The organism is Microbacterium tumbae (assembly GCF_054780175.1).
Genome location: NZ_BAAGWV010000003.1, coordinates 398,688 through 418,059, shown reverse-complemented (window position 1 = coordinate 418,059; position 19,372 = coordinate 398,688). Strand labels below are relative to the sequence as shown.

Genomic DNA, 19,372 nt, shown 5'->3' with positions numbered 1-19,372 from the left:
TGGGCTCGATAGGCGAGTTCGAGGGATGGGCTCGATGCGGGGTCACAGGGCGTCGGCGGCGAAGAAGACGTTCTTCGTCTCGGTGAAGCGCTCCGCAGCATCGGGGCCGAGCTCACGCCCGAGTCCAGAGGCCTTCATGCCTCCGAACGGCGTCGCATAGCGCACCGAGGAGTGCGAGTTCACGGAGAGCACGCCGCTGCGAACCCCCCGGGCGACCCGGACGGCTCTGCCCAGGCTCTGCGTCCACAGCGAGCCGGCGAGGCCGTAGATCGTGTCGTTCGCCAGGCGGATGGCATCGGCCTCGTCCTCGAAGGGGAGGACGGAGACGACAGGGCCGAAGACCTCCTCCTGCGCGATCCGATCTCCAGGCTGCGCGAGCACGACCGCCGGTGCGAACCAGAAGCCCGCCCCTTCCGGCGCGCTCCCCCGGAAGGCGATGTCCGCGCCCTCCAGGAAGGAGGCGACGGTGTCGCGATGGGATGCCGAGATGAGCGGCCCCATCTCCGTGCCCTCCTGCGTCGGATCGCCGACGCGCCAGGCGGCGACGGCCGGCTCCAGAAGCTCGAGGAAGCGGTCGTACACACTGCGCTGCACGAGCAGGCGGCTGCGGGCGCAGCAGTCCTGGCCGGCGTTGTCGAACACCGACCCTGGCACCGCTGCGGCGGCCCGTTCGAGATCGGCGTCCTCGAAGACGATGTTGGCCGACTTCCCGCCGAGTTCCAGTGTCACCGGCTTCAGCATCCGCGCGCATCCGGCGGCCACCTCGACGCCGACCTCCGTGGAGCCGGTGAAGACGACCTTGCGGACGTCGGGATGCGAGACGAAGCGCTGTCCGACCAGCGATCCCGATCCCGTGATCACCTGGAACAGGCCCTCGGGGAGCCCCGCCTCGAGCGCCAGCTCTCCGAGGCGGACGGCGGTCAGCGGCGTCAGCTCCGCCGGCTTGAGCACGACGGCGTTGCCCGCGGCGAGCGCCGGAGCGAACGCCCACGACGCGATCGTCATCGGGAAGTTCCACGGCACGATCACCCCGACCACGCCGTAGGGGTCGTGGAAGGTGACGTCCAGGCCACCGGCGACGGGGATCTGCCGACCCGAGAGCCGCTCGGGGTCCGCCGCATAGTAGTTCAGCACCTGGGCCACGTGCCCGGCCTCCCAGCGGGCGGAGCCGATCGGATGCCCGGAGTTGCGCACCTCCAGCTGCGCGAGCTCCTCGGCGGCGTCCTGCACCGCGCGAGCGAAGGCCCGGAGGCCGTCGGCGCGCGCGACGGGCGCGAGCGACGCCCATGCCCGCTGGGCGACGACCGCGCGCGCCACGGCCTCATCGACCTCCTCGACGCTCGCCCGCTGGATGTCCCTGATCGGCTCGCCGGTGGCCGGGTTGACGACGGTGAAAGCGCTCATCGCGCTCCTTCCTCCTGATGACGCGAGACCGCGAAGGCGCGCGCCTGTGCGACGAGATCTGCGAACAGGCGCCTGTCCTCGGCGTTCTCCTCCGGATGCCACTGCACGCCCACGACGTAGCCGGGGCCGGTGTCCTCGAACGCCTGCACCAGCCCGTCGTCCGAACGCGCGGCGGCGACGAGGCCGTCGCCGAGCCGGTCGATGCCCTGGTGGTGATAGCTGTGCACGCGGACGTCGCCGGCGCCGAGGATGCCGGAGAGCGCGGTGCCGGGGGCGACCTCGACGTCGTTCTCCGCGAACACGCCCCCGCCGATGCGGTAGCGCTCCGTTCCGAGCGAGTCGGGCAGGTGCTGCTGGAGCGAACCGCCGCGCGCGACGTTCACGAGCTGGAGTCCGCGGCAGATCGCGAGCACCGGCATCCTCCTGCGCTCGGCGGCGCGGAAGAGCGCGAGCTCCCAGGCGTCGCGGTCGACGCGGGCGGGGTCGGTGAGCGGATGCCGCTCGGCGCCGTAGAGCTCGGGCGCGACGTCGGCTCCGCCGGTCAGGATGAGGCCGTCGAGGCCGTCGATCGCGGCATCGGCGACCGCGTCGTCCTGCGGAGGGAGGAGGACGGCCACGCCTCCCGCGGTCGTCACCCCGGTGAGGTACTGCTCCGGCAGGAATGCGGCGCGGACATCCCAGACGCCCTGCTGCGCCCTCTCGAGGTAGGTGGTGACGCCGACGATCGGCGGATGCTCAGAGACGCTCGAAACCACGGATGCGCTCCCAGTCCGTCACGGCCGCATCGTAGGCCTCGATCTCGATGCGCGCCTGGTTGAGGTAGTGGTCGACGACGTCGTCGCCGAAGGCGGCGCGGGCGATCGTCGAGGCGCTGAACAGCCGCGCGGCCTCGCGCAGCGTCGTCGGAAGGCGCGCGACGTCGGCGTCGTAGGCGGAGCCCGTCAGACGCGGCGGCAGCGTCAGCTCGTTCTCGATGCCGTGCAGGCCGCCCGCGATGATCGCCGAGATGCCGAGGTACGGGTTCACGTCGCCGCCCGGCACGCGGTTCTCCACGCGCAGGGAGGAGCCGTGCCCGACCACGCGCAGCGCGCAGGTGCGGTTGTCCACGCCCCAGGCGATGCCGGTGGGGGCGAAGCTGCCCTTGGCGAAGCGCTTGTAGGAGTTGATGTTCGGCGCATAGAGCAGCGTGAACTCCTCGAGCGTGGCGAGGATGCCCGCGATCCAGTGCTCCATGAGGGGGCTGAAGCCGTGCTCGCCGTCGCCCGCCATGACCGGGCTGCCGTCGGCATCCCGGAGCGAGAGGTGGATGTGGCAGCTGTTCCCCTCGCGCTCGTCGAACTTCGCCATGAAGGTCAGCGCCTGGCCGTGCTGCTCGGCGATCGTCTTCGCGCCGTTCTTGTAGATCGCGTGCTGGTCGGCGGTCTCGCGGACCTCGGCATAGCGGAAGGCGATCTCCTGCTGTCCGAGGTTGCACTCGCCCTTGACGCCCTCACAGTAGAGGCCCGCGCCGTCCATCCCGTTGCGGATGTCGCGCAGCAGCGGCTCCAGTCGGCTGGACGCCAGCAGATCGTAGTCCACGTTGTAGTCGGTCGCCGGCCTCAGCCCCTGGTAGCCCTTCGCCCAGGCCTCGCGATAGGTGTCGTCGAAGACGATGAACTCCAGCTCCGTGCCGGAGTACGCCGTCCAGCCGCGCGCGGCGAGCCGTTCCCGCTGCCGGTCGAGGATCGCCCGCGGCGACGGCGCAACCGGGTCGCCGCTCTCCCAGACGAGGTCGCTCATCACGAGAGCGGTGCCGGCGAGCCAGGGGATGCGGCGCAGCGTCGCAGGATCCGGACGCAGCACCATGTCGCCGTAGCCCTTGTCCCAGCCCGACATGGCGTAGCCGTCCACGGTGTTCATGTCGACGTCGACGGACAGCAGGTAGTCGCAGGCCTCGGCGCCGTGGGAGAGCACCTCCTCCTGGAACAGCCGCGCGGAGACGCGCTTGCCGACGAGACGCCCCTGCGCATCCGCGAAGGCGACGACGACCGTGTCGATGTCGCCCGCCGCGATCGCGGCATCCAGCTGCTCGACGCTGAGGTTGCCCGGCATGTCCTGCTCCCATCCGATCGATCGCCCGACGGTCAGCCGCGCTCTTCGCACCCTAGATCACTTCTGAATCTAAAGGTAGACGCAACCCACCATTAAGTGCCACAATCGCGGTCAAGGCGCAGCCCGCGTCTGTCCAGGTGCGAACGGAGTTCGGATGTCTGAGCAACACAGTGGGTCCCGCAAGGTCGCTGGAGCGACCTATACACGAGCCGGCAGCGAGTACTTCGAGAGGCGAACCCTCCAGCGCAGCGCCGGTGTCTGGGGCCTGTGGGGGCTCGCCGTCGCCGCCGTCATCTCGGGCGACTTCTCCGGGTGGAACTTCGGCATCGACTTCGCCGGCTTCGGCGGGATGCTGATCGCCTTCGTCATCCTCGTCGCGATGTACTACGGCATGATCTTCGCGATCGGGGAGATGGCGGCGGCCATGCCGCACACCGGCGGCGCCTATTCCTTCGCCCGCTCGGCGATGGGCCCGTGGGGCGGTCTCGTCACGGGGGCTGCCGAGACGATCGAGTACGTCGCCACCACCGCGGTGATCGTCTACTTCTCCGCGAGCTACGTCAACGGCATCCTCGAACCGCTCCTGGGGATCACGCTGCCGGGGTGGCTGCTGTACATCATCCTCTACGTCGTCTTCATCGCCCTGAACTCCGCGGGGGCGGCGATCTCGTTCCGCTTCGCGATCGTCGTCTCGGTGATCTCGATCGGCATCATCCTCGTCTTCTCCGCCATGGCGCTGTTCTCCGGCGCGTTCAGCTGGGATGCCCTGTGGGACATCGTCCCCGATCCCGGCCAGTCGGCGTTCCTCCCGCACGGCGTGCTGCCGATCCTGTTCGCGCTCCCCTTCGCGATGTGGTTCTTCCTCGGCATCGAGGAGCTGCCCCTCGCCGCGGAGGAGTCGCACAACCCGACCAGGGACATCCCGCGGGCCGGCTTCTGGGCGCGCGGCACCCTCATCGTCACGGGCCTGCTCGTGCTCTTCCTGAACACCGGCGTCATCGGCGCCGAGGCCACGCGGGACGCGGGCGAGCCGCTGCTGGACGGCTTCCGCGCGATCGTCGGCGATCAGTGGGCCGCGGTGCTGGCCCTCTTCGCCCTCATCGGCCTGCTCGCCTCGCTGCAGGGCATCATGTTCGCCTACGGACGCAACATGTACTCCCTCTCACGGGCCGGCTACTACCCGCGCTTCCTCTCGCTCACGGGCACGCGCAAGACGCCGTGGGTCGCCCTCCTCGTCGGCGCGGTGATCGGCTTCGTCGCCCTCGTGATCCTCGACCTGCTGACGGCGGTCGACTCGACCGGCGCCGGATCCGTCGCCGGCGCGATCGTGCTGAACATCGCGGTGTGGGGTGCCGTGCTCGCCTACGGGCTGCAGCTGATCTCCTTCATCATCCTGCGCTTCAGGTACCCGAACGTGGAGCGGCCCTACCGCAGCCCGTGGGGCATTCCGGGCGCCGTCGTCGCGCTCGTGATCGCGGCGCTCATCTTCGTCGGATTCCTGCTCAACCCCACCTTCGGGCCGGCGATCATCGCGATCGCGATCGTCTACGCGATCATCCTGCTCGGCTTCGCCCTCTTCTTCCGCCACCGTCTCGTGCTCTCCCCTGAGGAGGAGTACGCGCTCTCCGGCGGTGCCCACGGCGATCCGCAGGCCGAGGGGTACGACGCGATGGAGGGCGAGGTCTTCGACGCGAAGTGACCCGCGAACCTGCGACACCACGCCGAGACGACAGCGATACGCATGCGTCTCGGCGTGGTGTCGCAGTTTCGAGGGGCGGGGTCACTTCGAGTCGAAGGCGAACGCCTTGAGGAGCTCGGCGACGGCCTGCTCGCGATCCTCGCCGCCGTGCTCGAACATGTGCGTGACGTGCGTGCGCAGGTGATTCTCGAGGAGCAGGCGGTTCAGCGACTCGAGCGAGCGCTGGATCGCGCGGGACTGCGTGATGATGTCCATGCAGTACTCCTCGTTCTCGATCATCCGCGCGACGCCGCGCAGCTGGCCCTCGAGGATGCTGGTCCGGTGCAGAGCGCGCTTCTTGATGTCTTCGATCACGGAATCGAGCGTAGTCCGCCCGCACGGGATGCTTCGGGTGCTCACATCGCAAGATGGGTGCGCGGAGCTCATCAGAAGCGGGAAGTCAGGTACGCATGACCCGCTGCCGGCTTGTCGACGAACCCGACATCCTTGCGGCTCAGGCTCGATCCTTGCGGCTCAGGCTCGCACCGGCCTTCGCACCATGATCCTGCCGCGGCCATACCGAGTCGCCCACAGGCGGAGGCAGGGCCGGCCCATGGCATGATGACGACATGTCCCGCACACCGTTCGCCCTGCTCTCCCCGGCTGATCAGGCGCGTGCCAGGGCTCTCCGGCGGATGAAGGCGGTGGCGCTCGGCGCGCTGATCCTCATGGCTGTGGCATTCGTCTTCGCCTTCGCGCTCCAAGAGCGACTCACGTGGCTCGCCTACGTGCGCGCCGCGGCGGAGGGCGGCATGGTCGGCGCCCTCGCCGACTGGTTCGCCGTGACCGCCCTGTTCCGGCATCCGCTCGGCATCCCGATCCCGCACACCGCGATCATCCCGAGCCGCAAGGACGAGATCGGGCGCACGCTGGGCGAGTTCGTCGAGACGAACTTCCTCGCAGCGGACGTCGTGCGCACCAAGCTCGCCAGCACACGGATCGCCCAGCGCGCCGGCGAATGGCTCAGGGAGGGGCCGCATGCCGAGCGCGTCGCCGCCGAAGGGGCGACGATCGCCGCCGCGGTGCTGAACGCGCTCAGCGACGACGACGTTCGCGACCTCATCGGCGATCTCGCGCGCGAGCACCTCATCGATCCGGATTGGGGGACGCCCGCGGGCGTCTGGCTGCAGCGGATCGTCGAGACCGACGCGCACCACGGCGCCGTCGACCTCGCCGTCGACAGCATCGCGACCTGGCTGGCGAACAATGCCGAGGCCTTCCACGGGCTCCTCTCGCGTCGCCTTCCCGGCTGGGTCCCCAAGCTCGCGCACCGGTTCGTGGACGACACCGCCTACAACGAGGCCGTGAAGTTCGTGAACGCGGTGCAGGCCGATCCGCGCCATCCCGCCCGAATCGCGATCGACGGCTACCTCGCCCGCCTCGCGGACGGCCTGCAGCACGACGACGCCACGCGCGCCCGGCTGGAGAACGCCAAGGACGCGCTGTTCGACAGTCCCCGTGTCGCCGCCCTCGCGGCCGAGGCCTGGCAGACCGCGAAGAACGGCCTGCTGGCGTCCCTGGCCGATCCGCAGAGCGGACTGCGGATCCGCGCGGCGAGCGCGATCAGGGAGATCGGGCAGCGGCTGACCACGGAGGCCCCGCTCCAGGCCAGGGTGGACTCCTGGATCACCGACGCCGCAGTCTTCCTCGTCGACCGCTACCGGCACGACATCGCCTCGATCATCACCGACACCGTCGAACGATGGGACCCGGCGGAGACGACCGAGAAGATCGAGCTCATGGTCGGCCGCGACCTGCAGTACATCCGCCTGAACGGCACGGTCGTCGGCGCCCTCGCAGGCCTCGCCATCTTCACCGTCGCCCACGCCCTGATCCCCGGGGTCTGACCTGACCCTCCCCCACGATCCGCTCTGGCCCCGCGCCGGAGGATGGCCGGCCGTCGACGGCGGGGCGCACGGCGGTCAGGCGGATGCCGTCCTCCTCGGCGTCCCGATATGGCGCACCTCGCTCTCCCCGACGGGCGCGCACGCGATGCCATCGGCGATCCGGGAGGCACTGCCGCGGTACAGCACCGCGCTGATGGATCCGCCCGTCGATCTCACGGTGCTGCGGATCGCGGATGCCGGGACGTCGCGGACCCGGACGGCGACGTCGACGCCGTCGCCCGCCGGGTCCGCGGTCTGCAACCGGCCTTCACGATCGCGCTCGGCGGAGACGATTCGCTCACCTACCCGGTCGCGCGCGGCGCGGGGGCCACGGGACTCATCACGGCCGACGCGCACCTCGACCTCCGCGACGGCGTCTCCAACGGCTCGCCTGTCCGCCGGCTCGTCGAGGACGCTCCGGACGGCGAGCGCATCGCCCCCGCAGGATCGTGCAGATCGGCATCGCCGACTTCGCGAGCTCCCCGGCCTATGCGCGGCGCGCGGCGGAGTGGGGCATCCGCGTGATCACCCTCGACGAGCTCCGCCGCCGTGGCGTCGCCGACCTCGTGGCCGAAGCGCTCGAGGTCGCCGGAGCGGAGGCCGGCGCCCGCATCCACCTGGACATCGATGTGGACGTGTGCGATCGCTCCGTCGCCCCTGGATGCCCTGCGAGCGTCCCGGCGGTCTGGCCGCCTGGGAGCTGCGCGCCATCCACGCCAGCTGCCTTCGAACCCTACGACGCGCTGCTGACTTCCACTCGGGCTGCGAGATCCGAGCATGCGCTGCTGTACTCCCCTCGCGCTCCTGATAACGATGGCGCGCGAGCGAGTATGAGGAGCGCGACCCGGGGATGAGCAGCGCAGCGCGCCATCGCGCAGCGCAACACAGGATCAAGCAGCGCGACACAAGATCAATCAGCGCGGCGCAGGATCGAACAGCGCGACACAGGATCAAGCAGCGCGGCGCAGGATCAAGCAGCGCGGCACAAGATCAAGCAGCGCGGCAAGGGACCTCGCAGCGCGGCTCAGGCGGGGGCGTCGTCGGCGTGCCTGGCGAGCGAGCGGCCGTAGCGCTCGGTCAGCTGCACCATCAGGTCCGGGGTGCCCCTGTCGACGCCGAAGACGTAGCCGGGGAAATCGAGCTCGCGCTGCGCGGCCGCGATCTCCTCGTGACGGTTCGGCGGCAGGACGAGCACGGGATCGCCGACCGCGACCCAGCCGATCGGCACGACGACATCCTCCGGGACGACGGTGCGCAGGTGCACGACCGCGTTGATGCGGACCTCGGCCCGCGCGCCGATCCTCGCGCCGTTGAACACGCGGGTCCCGGTGGCGAGGAACACCTCGTCGCCCACCGTCGCCCCCGACACGGTCGCGCCGGGGCCGATCAGCACGTGACCCCCGATGTGCACCGGATTCGCGGAGCTCGCCCGCACGACCGCGTTCTCCATCACGATGACGTTCTCGCCGAGGGTGATCGGGCCGCCCTCCGCCGTGATCACGGCGCCGTGCAGCACCTGGCAGTCCGGACCGATCTCCACGTCGCCGGAGACGACCGCGGTGGGCGCGATGACGGCGGTGTCATGGATCCGGGGCCGAGCCCCGAGGTGCTCGTACAGCATGCCGTCACTGTACTCCCGTCCGCGCGGCATCTCCCGATGCAGGCGCGTCCGCGGCACGTCCGGCGAAATCCGACTCGAGGACGAGACCCCGCGCGGAGCCAAGAACGACTCAGAGCCAAGACCTCCTCAGAGCCAAGACCTCCTCGGGACGAAGACCGACTCGGGACGAAGACCTGCCCGGAGCCAAGACCGGCTCAGGCGGGAGCCGGCTCGGGGAAGATCGCCGTGAACAGCTGCGCGACCCAGTCCAGCAGCGCGGTGTCGGTCAGGGCCTCCAGGCCCACTCCGACCGCCGCAGGCACGGCCGGCAGCGGGACCACCAGCGCCTCGCCGCCCGCGACGAGCTTCGCCTTCGGGTAGAGACGCTGCAGGCGGACCTTGATCGAGTCCTCCAGACGCGCGGGGGCGATCCGCAGGTTCGATCCCATCACGACGACGTCCTGCAGGCCGGCCTTCGCCGCACGCCGCCGCAGGCGCGCGATCGAGAACAGGCCCTCGACCTCCTCCGGCGGAGCGCCGTACCGATCGACGAGCTCCTCGCGGACGAGGTCGATCGCGTCGTCGTCCGCGGTCGCCGTGGATGCCGCCGACAGCTTCTGGTAGGCCTCCAGTCGCAGCCTTTCGCTGTCGATGTAGGTCTCGGGGATGCGGGCGTCGACGGGGAGCTCCATGCGCAGCTCCGCCCCGGTCTCGACGTCCTCGCCGCGGAAGGTCGCGACCGCCTCGCCGATCATCCGGAGGTACAGGTCGAACCCGACGCCGGCGATGTGCCCGGCCTGCTCGGCTCCGAGCAGATTGCCCGCTCCGCGCAGCTCGAGGTCCTTCAGCGCGACCTGCATGCCGCTGCCGAGGTCGTTGTTGACGGCGATCGTCTGCAGGCGGTCCGCCGCCGTCTCGCTGAGGGGCTTCGAGTCGTCGTAGAGGAAGTAGGCGTAGGCGCGTTCGCGGCCGCGGCCCACACGCCCGCGGAGCTGGTGCAGCTGCGAGAGCCCGTACTTGTCCGCCCTGTCGATGATGATGGTGTTCGCGTTGGAGATGTCCAGGCCGGTCTCGATGATGGTCGTCGAGACGAGCACATCGAACTTGCGCTCCCAGAAGTCGTCGACGACCTGCTCCAGCTGGTGCTCCCCCATCTGGCCGTGCGCGACGGCGATGCGCGCCTCGGGCACGAGCTCGGCGAGCTCGCTCGCCACCCGCTGGATCGACTGCACCCGGTTGTGGACGAAGAACACCTGGCCCTCGCGCAGTACCTCGCGCCGGATCGCCGCCGCCATCTGCTTGTCGCTGCGGGGGCCGACGAAGGACAGGATCGGATGCCTGTCCTCCGGCGGAGTCGCCAGCGTCGACATCTCGCGGATCCCCGTGACGGCCATCTCCAGAGTGCGCGGGATCGGCGTCGCGCTCATCGCGAGGATGTCGACGTTCGTCTTCATCTTCTTCAGAGCATCCTTGTGCTCGACGCCGAAGCGCTGCTCCTCGTCGATGATCATGAGCCCGAGGTCCTTGAAGATCACCTGATCGGTGAGGATGCGGTGGGTGCCGATCACCATGTCGACCGAACCGTCCAGAAGCCCCTGCAGGGTGAGCCGCGCCTCCTTGTCGGACTGGAAGCGCGACAGCGGACGCACCTTGACCGGGAAGCCGGCGAAGCGCTCGGTGAACGTCTCGAGATGCTGCTTGACGAGGAGGGTGGTCGGGACCAGCATCGCGACCTGCTTGCCGTCCTGGATCGCCTTGAACGCGGCGCGGACGGCGACCTCGGTCTTGCCGAAGCCCACATCCCCCGAGAGCAGCCGGTCCATCGGGATGGGCCGCTCCATGTCGGCCTTGATCTCGTCGATCGTCTGCAGCTGGTCCTGGGTCTCGGCGAAGGGGAACGCCTCCTCGAGCTCGCGCTGCCACGGGGTGTCCGGACCGAAGGCGTGCCCCTTGGCCGCCATTCGCGCGGAGTAGAGCTTGACGAGCTCGACCGCGATGTCGCGCACGGCCTTGCGCGCCTTGCCCTTCGCGGCGGACCAGTCGCTGCCGCCCATCTTCGAGAGCGTGGGCGCCTCGCCGCCGACGTATTTCGACAGCAGGTCGAGCTGGTCCGTGGGCACGTACAGCTTGTCGCCCGGATAGCCGCGCTTGGACGGGGCGTACTCCAGCACGAGGTAGTCGCGCGTGGTCCTGGCCGCGTTGCGACCGCCCGTCGACACCTCGCGCTGCGTCATCTCCACGAAGCGGGCGATGCCGTGCGTGGCGTGCACGACGTGGTCGCCCGGCTTCAGCTGGAGCGGGTCGACGACGTTCCGGCGGCGGGAGGCGAGCTTGCGCACCACCCGCTGGTCGCCTCCGATCGTGCGACCGTAGAACTCGTTGTCGGTGAGGACGGCCAGCTTCGCCTCCGGCACCTGGAAGCCGGATTCCACCGAGCCCGTGACGAGGGTCGCCACCCCCGGTTCGGGAGCGTCGACGAGCGACTCGACGACCCTGGCGGCGACGCCTCGATCGGAGAGCACGTCGCGGGCGCGATCGACCAGTCCGGCGCCGGAGGCGATCACGACGACGCTCCACCCGTCGGCCGCCCTGGCATCGACGAACTCGATCGCGCCGTCGACGTTGCCGTGGAACGACGGGATGATCGACGCGTCGATGTTCTCCGCATCCGCGTCGTCGCTCGCGAACGGGCTCAGCCGCCACCACACGCCGTCTCGGGCTCGGACGGTCTCGCGCAGCTGCGCGACGGTGCGGAAGTCCCCGGCGCCGAGGTCGATCGGCGCCGAGGCCCCGCTCGTCGCCGCGCTCCACGCGGCGTCCAGGAACTCGCGGTTGGTCTCGCCCAGCGTGATCGCGCGGGCGGTCGACCGCTCGGGATCGACGAGCGCGGTCGCCGAGCCCTCCGGCAGGTATTCGACGAGGGACTTGAGGGGACCGGCGACGGCGGGCAGCAGCGACTCCATGCCCTCGACCGGGATGCCCTCGGCCATCTTCTCCAGCATCCCTGCGATCGCGGGGAACCCGCCGACCAGCGCACGCGCCCTGTCCCTGACCTCTGCGGTCAGCAGCAGCTCACGACCGGCGGGCAGGCTCACGCGATCGACATCGCCCGGCAGCGAGCGCTGGTCGGCGACCGAGAAGGCACGGATCTGATCGACCTCGTCGCCGAAGAACTCCACTCGGTAGGGATGCTCGCTGATCGCGGGGAAGACGTCGAGGATCCCGCCGCGGACGGCGAACTCGCCCCGCCGGGACACCATGTCGACACGCGTGTAGGCGCGCTCGACGAGCTGTTCGACGGCACGCTCCAGCTCGATGCCGCGACCGCCGACGACCAGTTCCAGAGGGGCCGTGTCGCCGAGGTTCCCGGCGATCGGCTGCAGGGCGGCGCGCACCGAGGCGACGACGACGAGCGGATGCTCTCGCGTCCAGGTCGTGATCCGGCGCAGCGTCTCGAGACGGCGTCCGACCGTGTCGGCGCTCGGGCTGAGCCGTTCGTGCGGGAGCGTCTCCCAGGCCGGGAAGCTCAGGATCTCTGCGTCGGGGAGGTAGGAGCCCAGCGCCAGGGCGAGCGACTCTGCGCGTCGGCCGGTCGGGGCGATGACGAGCAGGGACGCCGGATGCCCCGTCGCGGCCCTGCGGCCGAGGAGGCCGGCGATGGCCGGGGCGTCGAGGCCGTCGACGAGGCCGAGATCGGCATCGGTCTGCGCCCAGGCGAGGGCGTCGCGATACAGAGACGCCTCTTCCAAGGCGCGCAGGATCCCCGGAACAGTCACCGGACAAGCCTAGTCGCGGCACCCGACACCCGGGTCCTGCGGAGTCTGGCCGGCGCCCCGTCTCGGCACCCGGTCATTACGCCGTCGCGGCCGCCGGAGAACGGAGATCAACGGGCGCCGTGTCGCCGTGTCGCGCCCCGGCACGCCGATGCGCGACACGGCTCGTCTCCGTTTTCCAGCGACAGGAGCGCGAGCGTTCCCGCGGCAAGAGCGGGCCGCCCCATAGGATGCCGGGATGGAACCCGTCGTGCTCACCACCGAACGTCTCGAGCTGCGCGCGCCCGACGAGACGGACGTCGACGCGATCGCCGCGGCGTGCCAGGATCCGGAGATCCCGCGCTGGACCACCGTGCCGAGTCCGTACACGCGCGAGCACGCCGTCGGCTTCGTGGAGCTCGTGGCGAGCTGGTGGGCGGACGACAGTCAGGCCGTCTGGGGCGTCCACGCGGGCGGCGGCCTGATCGGCGTCGTCGGGCTGCACCACATCACGCCGAGCGCCGGAGGCGCGCATGCGGAGCTCGGGTACTGGATGGCCGCCGCCGCTCGAGGAAGGGGATACCTCGTCGAGGCCGCGAAGCCGGTCATCGACTGGGCCTTCGCCGAACGGGGCGTCGTCCGGCTGAACTGGCGGGCCGTCGTCGGGAACGTCCCCTCCGCTCGCGCCGCCCGATCCCTCGGGTTCCGGTACGAGGGGATGCAGCGCCAGGCGCTCATCAGCCCCCGCGGTCGTGACGACGGCTGGATGGCGGGCCTGCTCGCGACCGATGACAGGACCCCGGTGGACTGGCCCGTTCTGGACTGACCTCTCCCCCGCGCCGTGCCGCCGGAGCGCCGGAGCGCATCCTCCCGGGCACCCTCCGCGGAACTGTCCGAGAAGATGCGGATCCAGCACCGCCGGACCCACGATCTGCGCGACATGTGTAGGGGGAACACGTGGGGTGACAACGTCGGATGCCGGTGCGAGGATGAACCCATGCCCGAGATGCCGGAGGTCCAGGGGCTCGTCGATTTCCTCGGCGAGCGCGCCGCCGGGCGGGCGATCGATCGGACGACCGTCGGTGCGATCGCAGCGCTGCGGACCTTCGATCCGCCGTACACCGCCCTCCTCGGCGCTACCGTCACGGGAACGGCCCGTCACGGCAAGTTCGTCGACGTGATCTGCGGCGACGACCTGCATCTGATCTTCCACCTCGCCAAGGCGGGGTGGCTCCGCTGGTACGAGACGCTGCCCTCGACGCTGATCCGGCCCGGGAAGTCTCCCATCGCCCTGCGCGTCGCGCTCGACGACGGCAGCGGGTTCGATCTCACCGAGGCCGGCACGAAGAAGTCCCTCGCCGTGTATGTGGTCCGCGATCCGGCCGATGTGCCGGGCATCGCGCGGCTGGGCCCGGACCCTCTCGACGCCGCCTTCACGCGTGACGCCTTCGCCGCCCTGCTCGAAGGCCGCAGGATGCAGATCAAGGGCCTGCTGCGCGATCAGAACGTGATCGCCGGGATCGGCAACGCCTACAGCGACGAGATCCTGCACGCGGCGCGGATGTCGCCGTGCGCGATCTCGGGAAAGCTCGGCGACGAGGAGGTCGACCGGCTGTACGCGGCGATGCAGGCGACGCTCCGGGACGCCGTCCGCACCGCGTCCGGCAAGCCGCCCGCCGATCTCAAGGACGCCAAGAGAGGCGGCTTCCAGGTGCACGCCCGGCGCGGAGAAGCGTGCCCGGTGTGCGGGGACGCCATCCGCAGCGTGTTCTTCGCGGATCGTTCGCTGGAGTACTGCCCGACGTGTCAGACCGGCGGCAGGCCCCTCGCCGACCGGAGGCTGTCGCGGCTGCTCAAGTAGCCGCCGGGGGCGGTGCCTGCTGCGCGGCGAGACCGCCGTCGATGACGATCCGCTCCCCCGTCAGCGACGGCGTCGCATCGGACACGAGGAACGCCGCGAGGCGTGCGATCTCCGCCTGGGCCGTCTCCCGTCCGATCGGGATCAGCGCCCTGCGGCTCCGCGCCTCCTCCTCGCCGATGCTCTCCCAGCGGTCGCTCCAGACGAAGCCCGGTGCGATCCCGTTGACGCGGATCCGATGGGGTGCGAGGTCGATGGCGAGAGAGCGGACCAGCCCGTCGACGGCCGCCTTGCTGGTGTTGTACGCGAGGCGCCCGTGGATCGCCTGCTCTCCGGCGAGGGAGGACACGACGACGAAGTCGCCGGCACGGTCGGCGGCGACGAGCCTGCGCGCGACCTGCATGCAGCATCGATAGACGCCGGACACGTTCACCGCCAGCACCTCGTCGAGGAACTCGAGGGGCTGTTCGAGCGTCGGCTGGTCCCGAAGCCCCAGGTGGGCGGCGTTCAGGACGAGGCCGTCGACGAGAAGGCCGCCGTCTTCGAGCAGATCGAAGCCGCTGTCGATCGCCGCAGGGTCCCCGAGGTCGAACGCGACCGGCACGACGACGGCCCCGGTGTCCGCGCCGATCTCTCTCGCCGCACGTTCGGCATCGGCCTCCGTCCTGGCATGGGCGATGACGACCGCGCGCTCACGGGCGAGATGCGTCGCGATGGATCGTCCGAGATTGTGCGCCGCTCCCGTCACGAGCACGGTGCGCCCCGTCATGCTCATCGTGCCCTCACGCTCCTCTCCGATCGGCATCCGCCGGCCGGATATCGGTCAGCGCGCCCGAGTAGTGCCGCAGATCGTGGCGCACATACGGGAACCGCTCGAGCGCTTCGAGGTCGAGCTCGACCCCGAGCCCCGGGCGCTGGGGGATCTCGGCGCGCCCATGACGGATCTCGGGCTCCTCGACGACGATCTCCTTCCGCCACGGAACGTCCGTGGCCATGGTCTCCAGCAGGGTGAAGTTCGGTGTGCAGGCGGCAAGCTGCAGCGTCGCGGCATTGGCGATGGGACCCGAGGGGTTGTGCGGTGCGAAGGAGACCTGCCAGAGCTCTGCCAGGGCCGCGATCGTCCGCGTCTCCCAGATGCCGCCCGCGTGGGAGACGTCCGGCTGGACGACGTCCGCGGCGCCGGCCCCGAACACCTCGCGGAAGTCCCACCGCGTGTACAGGCGCTCGCCCAGCGAGAGCGGAGTGCTCGTCGCCTCGCGCAGACGCGCGGCGTTCGCCAGGTTGCCCGGGATCAGCGGCTCCTCCAGCCAGAGCGGATCGATCGGCTCGAGCGCCGCCGCGATGCGCCGGGCCGCCGGGAGCTCGAACCTGCCGTGCGCCTCGATGATGACCTCCGCCCGGTCGCCGATCGCTGCCGCCACCGCCTCGACGACGCGCATCGACGCACGCAGCTCGGAGGCGCCGAGCGTGCGGAACGCCGAGCCGAAGGGGTCCCATTTCAACGCCCGGTAGCCGTGCTCCACGGCCTCCACGGCCTTGTCGGCGAACTCCTCGGGGGCACGCGCGCCGGCGAACCACGCGTTGGCGTAGCAGTCGACCTCGGAGCGCACGGCGCCGCCGAGCAGCTGATGGACGGGGACGCCGAGCGCCTTCCCCTTGAGGTCCCACAGCGCCATCTCCACCGCGGACAGCGCGCTGGTCAGCACCGCTCCGCCGCGCCAGTAGGCATCCCGGTACGCGTCCTGCCACCAGCCCTGGATGTCCGACAGGTCGCGATCGCGCAGGCCGGCCTCGAGCGCGAGGACGGCCGCCTCCACAGCCTGCTCCCGGTACTCGAGAGTCGCCTCGCCCCAGCCCCGGACGCCCTCCTCGGTCTCGATCCGGACGAACACCCAGTTCGTCCGGTAGGCGTCGCAGATGTGGACCGACAGCTCCCGGAGTCTCATGCGCGCCTCCGGCCGCCGTCGACGCGCGGCACGCCGGAGCGGATGACGTCCGTGACGGACCGATGCCAGTCCGCGTCGTCCCAGAAGCCGAGGAAGTGCGGATGGCAGAAGTTGGCGCTGCAGTCGAACGAATAGCCTCGCCGGGCCGCGATCGCGGTCGCCGCCTCCGCCGTCTCGCGGTGCACGTCCCAGCGGAGCAGCGGATGATCCGCCCAGTTGACGAGCCCCCATCCCTCGGTCTGACCGACGTGCAGCCCATGGGGAGCCGCGGCGGCGACCACGCGATCGATGGCGGACTCGTACTCGCCGATCCAGCGTTCCCGCTGCGACCGCCATGTGTCGGCGATCGCGGCGTAGATGAGGTCGTAGTCGTAGTCCTGCGGGATCATCCTCGCCTGCGAGGCGTACGCGTTCCCGCCGCGTTCGATGCGGAACAGCTCGTGCGGGTTGCCGTGCTTCTCGATGGTCGCGGCGTAGTCGGTGAGCTCGTCGAAGCCCGGCAGATAGTTGAGCCAGATGTGCACGTCGAGGAAGTCGAGCTGCGCCAGATCCTTGTGCTCCCAGTAGCGGGAGAAGCCGTCCATCGTGAAGCTCGCCGAGATCGTGAGCTCAGGCCAGTTCGCCCGCAGCCGATCGATCGCCGAGGTCAGGAAGTCCCAGAGGAAGTCCCTCTGCCGGTCGTTGTACCCGCCGTCGGGCCCCGGCGGGTATGCCATGGTCTGGACATTCCGATGGAGCCAGGTGAAGACATGGCCGTCCGGGTACTCGTTCAGCACGTCCAGGTAGACCACCGTGTCCATCAGCCCGTGCGCGTCGATGAACTCGAGCGTCTCCTGCCAGACGCGCACGAACTCGTCCAGCCCCTCGATCTGCTCGTTGCGATGATCGTCCGTCGGCTTGAACCACGTCGACAGCGCCACCTTCACCCCATGCTCCCGGCACTTGGCGAGGAACTCGATGAGCGAGCGGCGCGGCTCGATGTACATGGTCCACGGATTCCCCCACATCCCGAACCCGTAGAACTGCGGGAACTGGTTGGGGACGTCCTTGAACCGCTCCACGATGCGCCCGTCGGGGCCGGCGGCGACGAGATGCGGGAACACGTCGAGCCGCACGGCGTCGTAGCCGCGCTCGCGGAGCTCTGCGAGCGCGCGGTCCCAGTCCTCGAAGCCGCCTCCGCGATAGCGCCGGCGGAGCCAGGACGAGTCCCACATCGTGATGGACAGCGGTGCGGTGATCGAGTCGAGAGTTCCCATGGTGTCCTTCGTGCGTGTCATTTGCCGATGCCGGCGGTGAGGCCGTCGATGATCTGTCTGGTCGCGATGATGAAGAGGAGCAGGAGCGGGACGGTCGCGATGACGAGCCCCGCGAACAGCGAGGCCCAATCCGTCTGGTACTCCCCGAAGAACGTGGTCAGACCCACGCCGAGCGTGTAGTTCTCTCGCGAGCGCAGCATGACCAGCGGCATGAGGAAGTCGTTCCAGATCGGGACGAAGCGGAAGATCATGACCGTCGCGACGGCCGGACGGACGAGCGGCAGCATGACCCGCCAGAACACGGTCAGATGCCCGGCTCCGTCGATCAGCGCCGCCTCCTCCAGCTCCGCCGGCAGCTGTCGGAAGAACGCCATCAGGATGAAGATGGTGAACGGGATGCCGTTGGCACCGTAGATCAGCACGAGGCTGAGCGGCGAGTCCACGAGCCCCAGGGCGTCCATCAGGTAGAACATCGGCAGGATCGCCAGCATGAACGGGATCAGCAGTCCCGAGATGAAAAGGCTCTCCAGCACGCTGCGTCCGCGGAAGCGCCAGCGGGCGAGGGCGTACGCCGCGGGAAGGGCGACGACCGTCGACAGCAGGACGGACGACACCGTCACCAGGACGGAGTTGAGCGCATAGGTGCCGAAGCTCGCCTGCGTCCAGGCGTTGACGTAGTTCTCCACCGTGGGCTGGGTGGGGATCGGCCACGGATCGCTCGCGATCTCGAAGTGCGTCCGGAACGAGTTGCCCACCATCGTCAGCAGCGGGACGATCGAGAGGGCCGCGTAGAGCCAGAGGACGATGTGGATCGCCACGGCCTGCGGGGTCACCGGCCGCCTGCGGCGGCCGGTCCGCGGTGCGGGCGCCGGTCCCGCGGTGACATCTGCGGTGAGGGTCATGAGAGCGTCTCCTCGTAGCGGGCGAGCATCCTCCTGGCGACGACGGCGCCGCCGAGGATGAAGAGGAACAGCACGGTCGCGACCGCCGAGGACATGCCGAGGGCGTTGCTCGCACCGGAATGGAACGACTCGCGGAAGAACAGCAGCGACAGCACGTCCGTCGAGCCGGCGGGAGAGCCGGTGGCTCCGCCGAACGCGTACGGAAGGGTGAAGCTCTCCATGGCTCCGATGAAGGTCAGGATCGAGACGGTTCCGACGACGGGGGCGAGCAGCGGGAGCGTGATGTGCCGGAAGCGCTTCCAGCCGTTCGCCCCGTCGATCGACGCGGCCTCCAGGAGCTCGCGCGGCTGACCGGCCAGGGCCGCGCCGTACAGCAGCACGGGGAACCCGATCCACTGCCACACCGACACCAGGATGAGGACGGGCAGGGCGAGCTTCGGATCCCCGAGCCACGGGAGGGCGAGCGCGTCGAGGCCGATCGCCCGCAGCGCGGCGTTCACCGGACCGAAGGTGGGCGACAGCAGCAGCGTCCACAGATACCCCACCACCAGCGGGCTGACCAGGTACGGGGTCGTGTAGAGCACCTGGAACACCCGCCGCAGGGCGGTGAACCGCTGCAGCTGCACGGCGAGGAACAGCCCGATGGAGTTCTGCAGGACGAGCGTTCCCCCGAGGATCGCGATGTTGTGCGCGAAGGCCCTGGGCAGCTGCGTGATGTACGGCTCCTGCGTGAACAGGGTCACGAAGTTCTGGAACCCGTTGAATCCCACCAGGTTCATCCCGCCCCGGAACTCGAACAGCGAGAATCCCAGCGCCGCCGCGAGCGGATACAGCAGGATCACCGCGAAGAGCACGAAGGCCGGAAGGATGAACAGGGCGATGATCGTTCTCGGTGGTCTCCTCGCGTCGTACGTGCTCTTCGCGGTGCTGCTCATCTGA

General features: G+C 70.0%; 18 protein-coding genes. 6 read left to right on the top strand and 12 right to left on the bottom strand.

Annotation, left to right across the window (positions count from 1 at the left end; translation table 11 throughout):
- Nucleotides 1-42 precede the first annotated feature (42 nt).
- The 3 genes from ACYVGQ_RS13735 to ACYVGQ_RS13725 are packed head-to-tail and all read right to left on the bottom strand — an operon-like array spanning nt 43 to nt 3,495.
- Nucleotides 43-1,404, bottom strand: coding sequence for an aldehyde dehydrogenase family protein (locus ACYVGQ_RS13735; protein ID WP_460785208.1), 1,362 nt, complete (start codon nt 1,402-1,404; stop codon nt 43-45).
- Nucleotides 1,401-2,159, bottom strand: a complete 759-nt coding sequence (locus ACYVGQ_RS13730) for a gamma-glutamyl-gamma-aminobutyrate hydrolase family protein (protein WP_460785207.1) — start codon at nt 2,157-2,159, stop codon at nt 1,401-1,403. Before ACYVGQ_RS13730 ends, ACYVGQ_RS13735 begins: the two co-directional genes overlap by 4 nt.
- The gene (locus ACYVGQ_RS13725) at nt 2,140-3,495 is read right to left on the bottom strand and encodes a glutamine synthetase family protein (RefSeq protein ID WP_460785206.1); all 1,356 of its coding nucleotides are present in this window, start codon (nt 3,493-3,495) and stop codon (nt 2,140-2,142) included. Before ACYVGQ_RS13725 ends, ACYVGQ_RS13730 begins: the two co-directional genes overlap by 20 nt.
- Before the next feature lie 154 nt (nt 3,496-3,649).
- Between ACYVGQ_RS13725 and ACYVGQ_RS13720 the strand changes: the two genes are divergently transcribed.
- Nucleotides 3,650-5,194 carry an amino acid permease gene (locus ACYVGQ_RS13720; protein WP_460785205.1) on the top strand — a complete coding sequence of 515 codons (1,545 nt, stop codon included), beginning with the start codon at nt 3,650-3,652 and terminating at the stop codon, nt 5,192-5,194.
- A gap of 81 nt (nt 5,195-5,275) precedes the next feature.
- Here ACYVGQ_RS13720 and ACYVGQ_RS13715 read toward each other — a convergent pair whose 3' ends face one another.
- Nucleotides 5,276-5,548, bottom strand: a complete 273-nt coding sequence (locus tag ACYVGQ_RS13715) for a metal-sensitive transcriptional regulator (RefSeq protein WP_460785204.1) — start codon at nt 5,546-5,548, stop codon at nt 5,276-5,278.
- A gap of 254 nt (nt 5,549-5,802) precedes the next feature.
- Between ACYVGQ_RS13715 and ACYVGQ_RS13710 the strand changes: the two genes are divergently transcribed.
- A complete protein-coding gene (locus ACYVGQ_RS13710) occupies nt 5,803-7,080 on the top strand; it encodes a DUF445 domain-containing protein (protein ID WP_460785203.1) in 1,278 nt (425 codons plus the stop codon).
- A gap of 75 nt (nt 7,081-7,155) precedes the next feature.
- Here ACYVGQ_RS13710 and ACYVGQ_RS13705 read toward each other — a convergent pair whose 3' ends face one another.
- A complete protein-coding gene (locus ACYVGQ_RS13705; RefSeq protein WP_460785470.1) occupies nt 7,156-7,380 on the bottom strand; it encodes a hypothetical protein in 225 nt (74 codons plus the stop codon).
- On the opposite strand from ACYVGQ_RS13705, the gene ACYVGQ_RS13700 reads away from it, so the two are divergent.
- Both ACYVGQ_RS13700 and ACYVGQ_RS13695 read left to right on the top strand, forming a co-directional pair.
- The gene (locus ACYVGQ_RS13700) at nt 7,375-7,644 is read left to right on the top strand and encodes an arginase family protein (RefSeq protein ID WP_460785464.1); all 270 of its coding nucleotides are present in this window, start codon (nt 7,375-7,377) and stop codon (nt 7,642-7,644) included. The two genes, ACYVGQ_RS13705 and ACYVGQ_RS13700, sit on opposite strands and share 6 nt — an antisense overlap.
- On the top strand, nt 7,569-7,973 hold the full coding sequence (locus ACYVGQ_RS13695) for an arginase family protein (protein ID WP_460785202.1): 405 nt from the start codon (nt 7,569-7,571) through the stop codon (nt 7,971-7,973). Before ACYVGQ_RS13700 ends, ACYVGQ_RS13695 begins: the two co-directional genes overlap by 76 nt.
- Nucleotides 7,974-8,143: 170 nt before the next feature.
- Here the strand turns inward: ACYVGQ_RS13695 and ACYVGQ_RS13690 are convergent, their stop codons facing one another.
- Together ACYVGQ_RS13690 and mfd are read right to left on the bottom strand one after the other, a co-directional pair.
- Nucleotides 8,144-8,740, bottom strand: a complete 597-nt coding sequence (locus ACYVGQ_RS13690) for a gamma carbonic anhydrase family protein (RefSeq protein ID WP_460785201.1) — start codon at nt 8,738-8,740, stop codon at nt 8,144-8,146.
- A gap of 194 nt (nt 8,741-8,934) precedes the next feature.
- Nucleotides 8,935-12,495 carry a transcription-repair coupling factor gene (gene mfd / locus ACYVGQ_RS13685; RefSeq protein WP_460785200.1) on the bottom strand — a complete coding sequence of 1,187 codons (3,561 nt, stop codon included), beginning with the start codon at nt 12,493-12,495 and terminating at the stop codon, nt 8,935-8,937.
- A 235-nt stretch (nt 12,496-12,730) separates the two neighbouring features.
- Between mfd and ACYVGQ_RS13680 the strand changes: the two genes are divergently transcribed.
- Together ACYVGQ_RS13680 and ACYVGQ_RS13675 are read left to right on the top strand one after the other, a co-directional pair.
- A complete protein-coding gene (locus tag ACYVGQ_RS13680) occupies nt 12,731-13,297 on the top strand; it encodes a GNAT family N-acetyltransferase (RefSeq protein WP_460785199.1) in 567 nt (188 codons plus the stop codon).
- Between the two features lie 171 nt (nt 13,298-13,468).
- The gene (locus tag ACYVGQ_RS13675; protein WP_460785198.1) at nt 13,469-14,332 is read left to right on the top strand and encodes an Fpg/Nei family DNA glycosylase; all 864 of its coding nucleotides are present in this window, start codon (nt 13,469-13,471) and stop codon (nt 14,330-14,332) included.
- Here the strand turns inward: ACYVGQ_RS13675 and ACYVGQ_RS13670 are convergent.
- Genes ACYVGQ_RS13670 through ACYVGQ_RS13650 form a run of 5 tightly spaced genes read right to left on the bottom strand, consistent with a single transcriptional unit; the run spans nt 14,325 to nt 19,368 of the window.
- Nucleotides 14,325-15,104, bottom strand: a complete 780-nt coding sequence (locus ACYVGQ_RS13670; protein ID WP_460785197.1) for an SDR family NAD(P)-dependent oxidoreductase — start codon at nt 15,102-15,104, stop codon at nt 14,325-14,327. The genes ACYVGQ_RS13675 and ACYVGQ_RS13670 overlap by 8 nt on opposite strands.
- A 7-nt stretch (nt 15,105-15,111) precedes the next feature.
- Nucleotides 15,112-16,275 carry a galactonate dehydratase gene (gene dgoD / locus ACYVGQ_RS13665; protein WP_460785195.1) on the bottom strand — a complete coding sequence of 388 codons (1,164 nt, stop codon included), beginning with the start codon at nt 16,273-16,275 and terminating at the stop codon, nt 15,112-15,114.
- The gene (locus ACYVGQ_RS13660; protein ID WP_460785194.1) at nt 16,272-17,552 is read right to left on the bottom strand and encodes a cellulase-like family protein; all 1,281 of its coding nucleotides are present in this window, start codon (nt 17,550-17,552) and stop codon (nt 16,272-16,274) included. Before ACYVGQ_RS13660 ends, dgoD begins: the two co-directional genes overlap by 4 nt.
- Complete coding sequence (locus ACYVGQ_RS13655; protein WP_460785193.1) at nt 17,549-18,433, bottom strand: carbohydrate ABC transporter permease; 885 nt, start codon at nt 18,431-18,433, stop codon at nt 17,549-17,551. Before ACYVGQ_RS13655 ends, ACYVGQ_RS13660 begins: the two co-directional genes overlap by 4 nt.
- On the bottom strand, nt 18,430-19,368 hold the full coding sequence (locus tag ACYVGQ_RS13650) for a carbohydrate ABC transporter permease (RefSeq protein WP_460785192.1): 939 nt from the start codon (nt 19,366-19,368) through the stop codon (nt 18,430-18,432). Before ACYVGQ_RS13650 ends, ACYVGQ_RS13655 begins: the two co-directional genes overlap by 4 nt.
- Between the last annotated feature and the right edge of the window lie 4 nt (nt 19,369-19,372).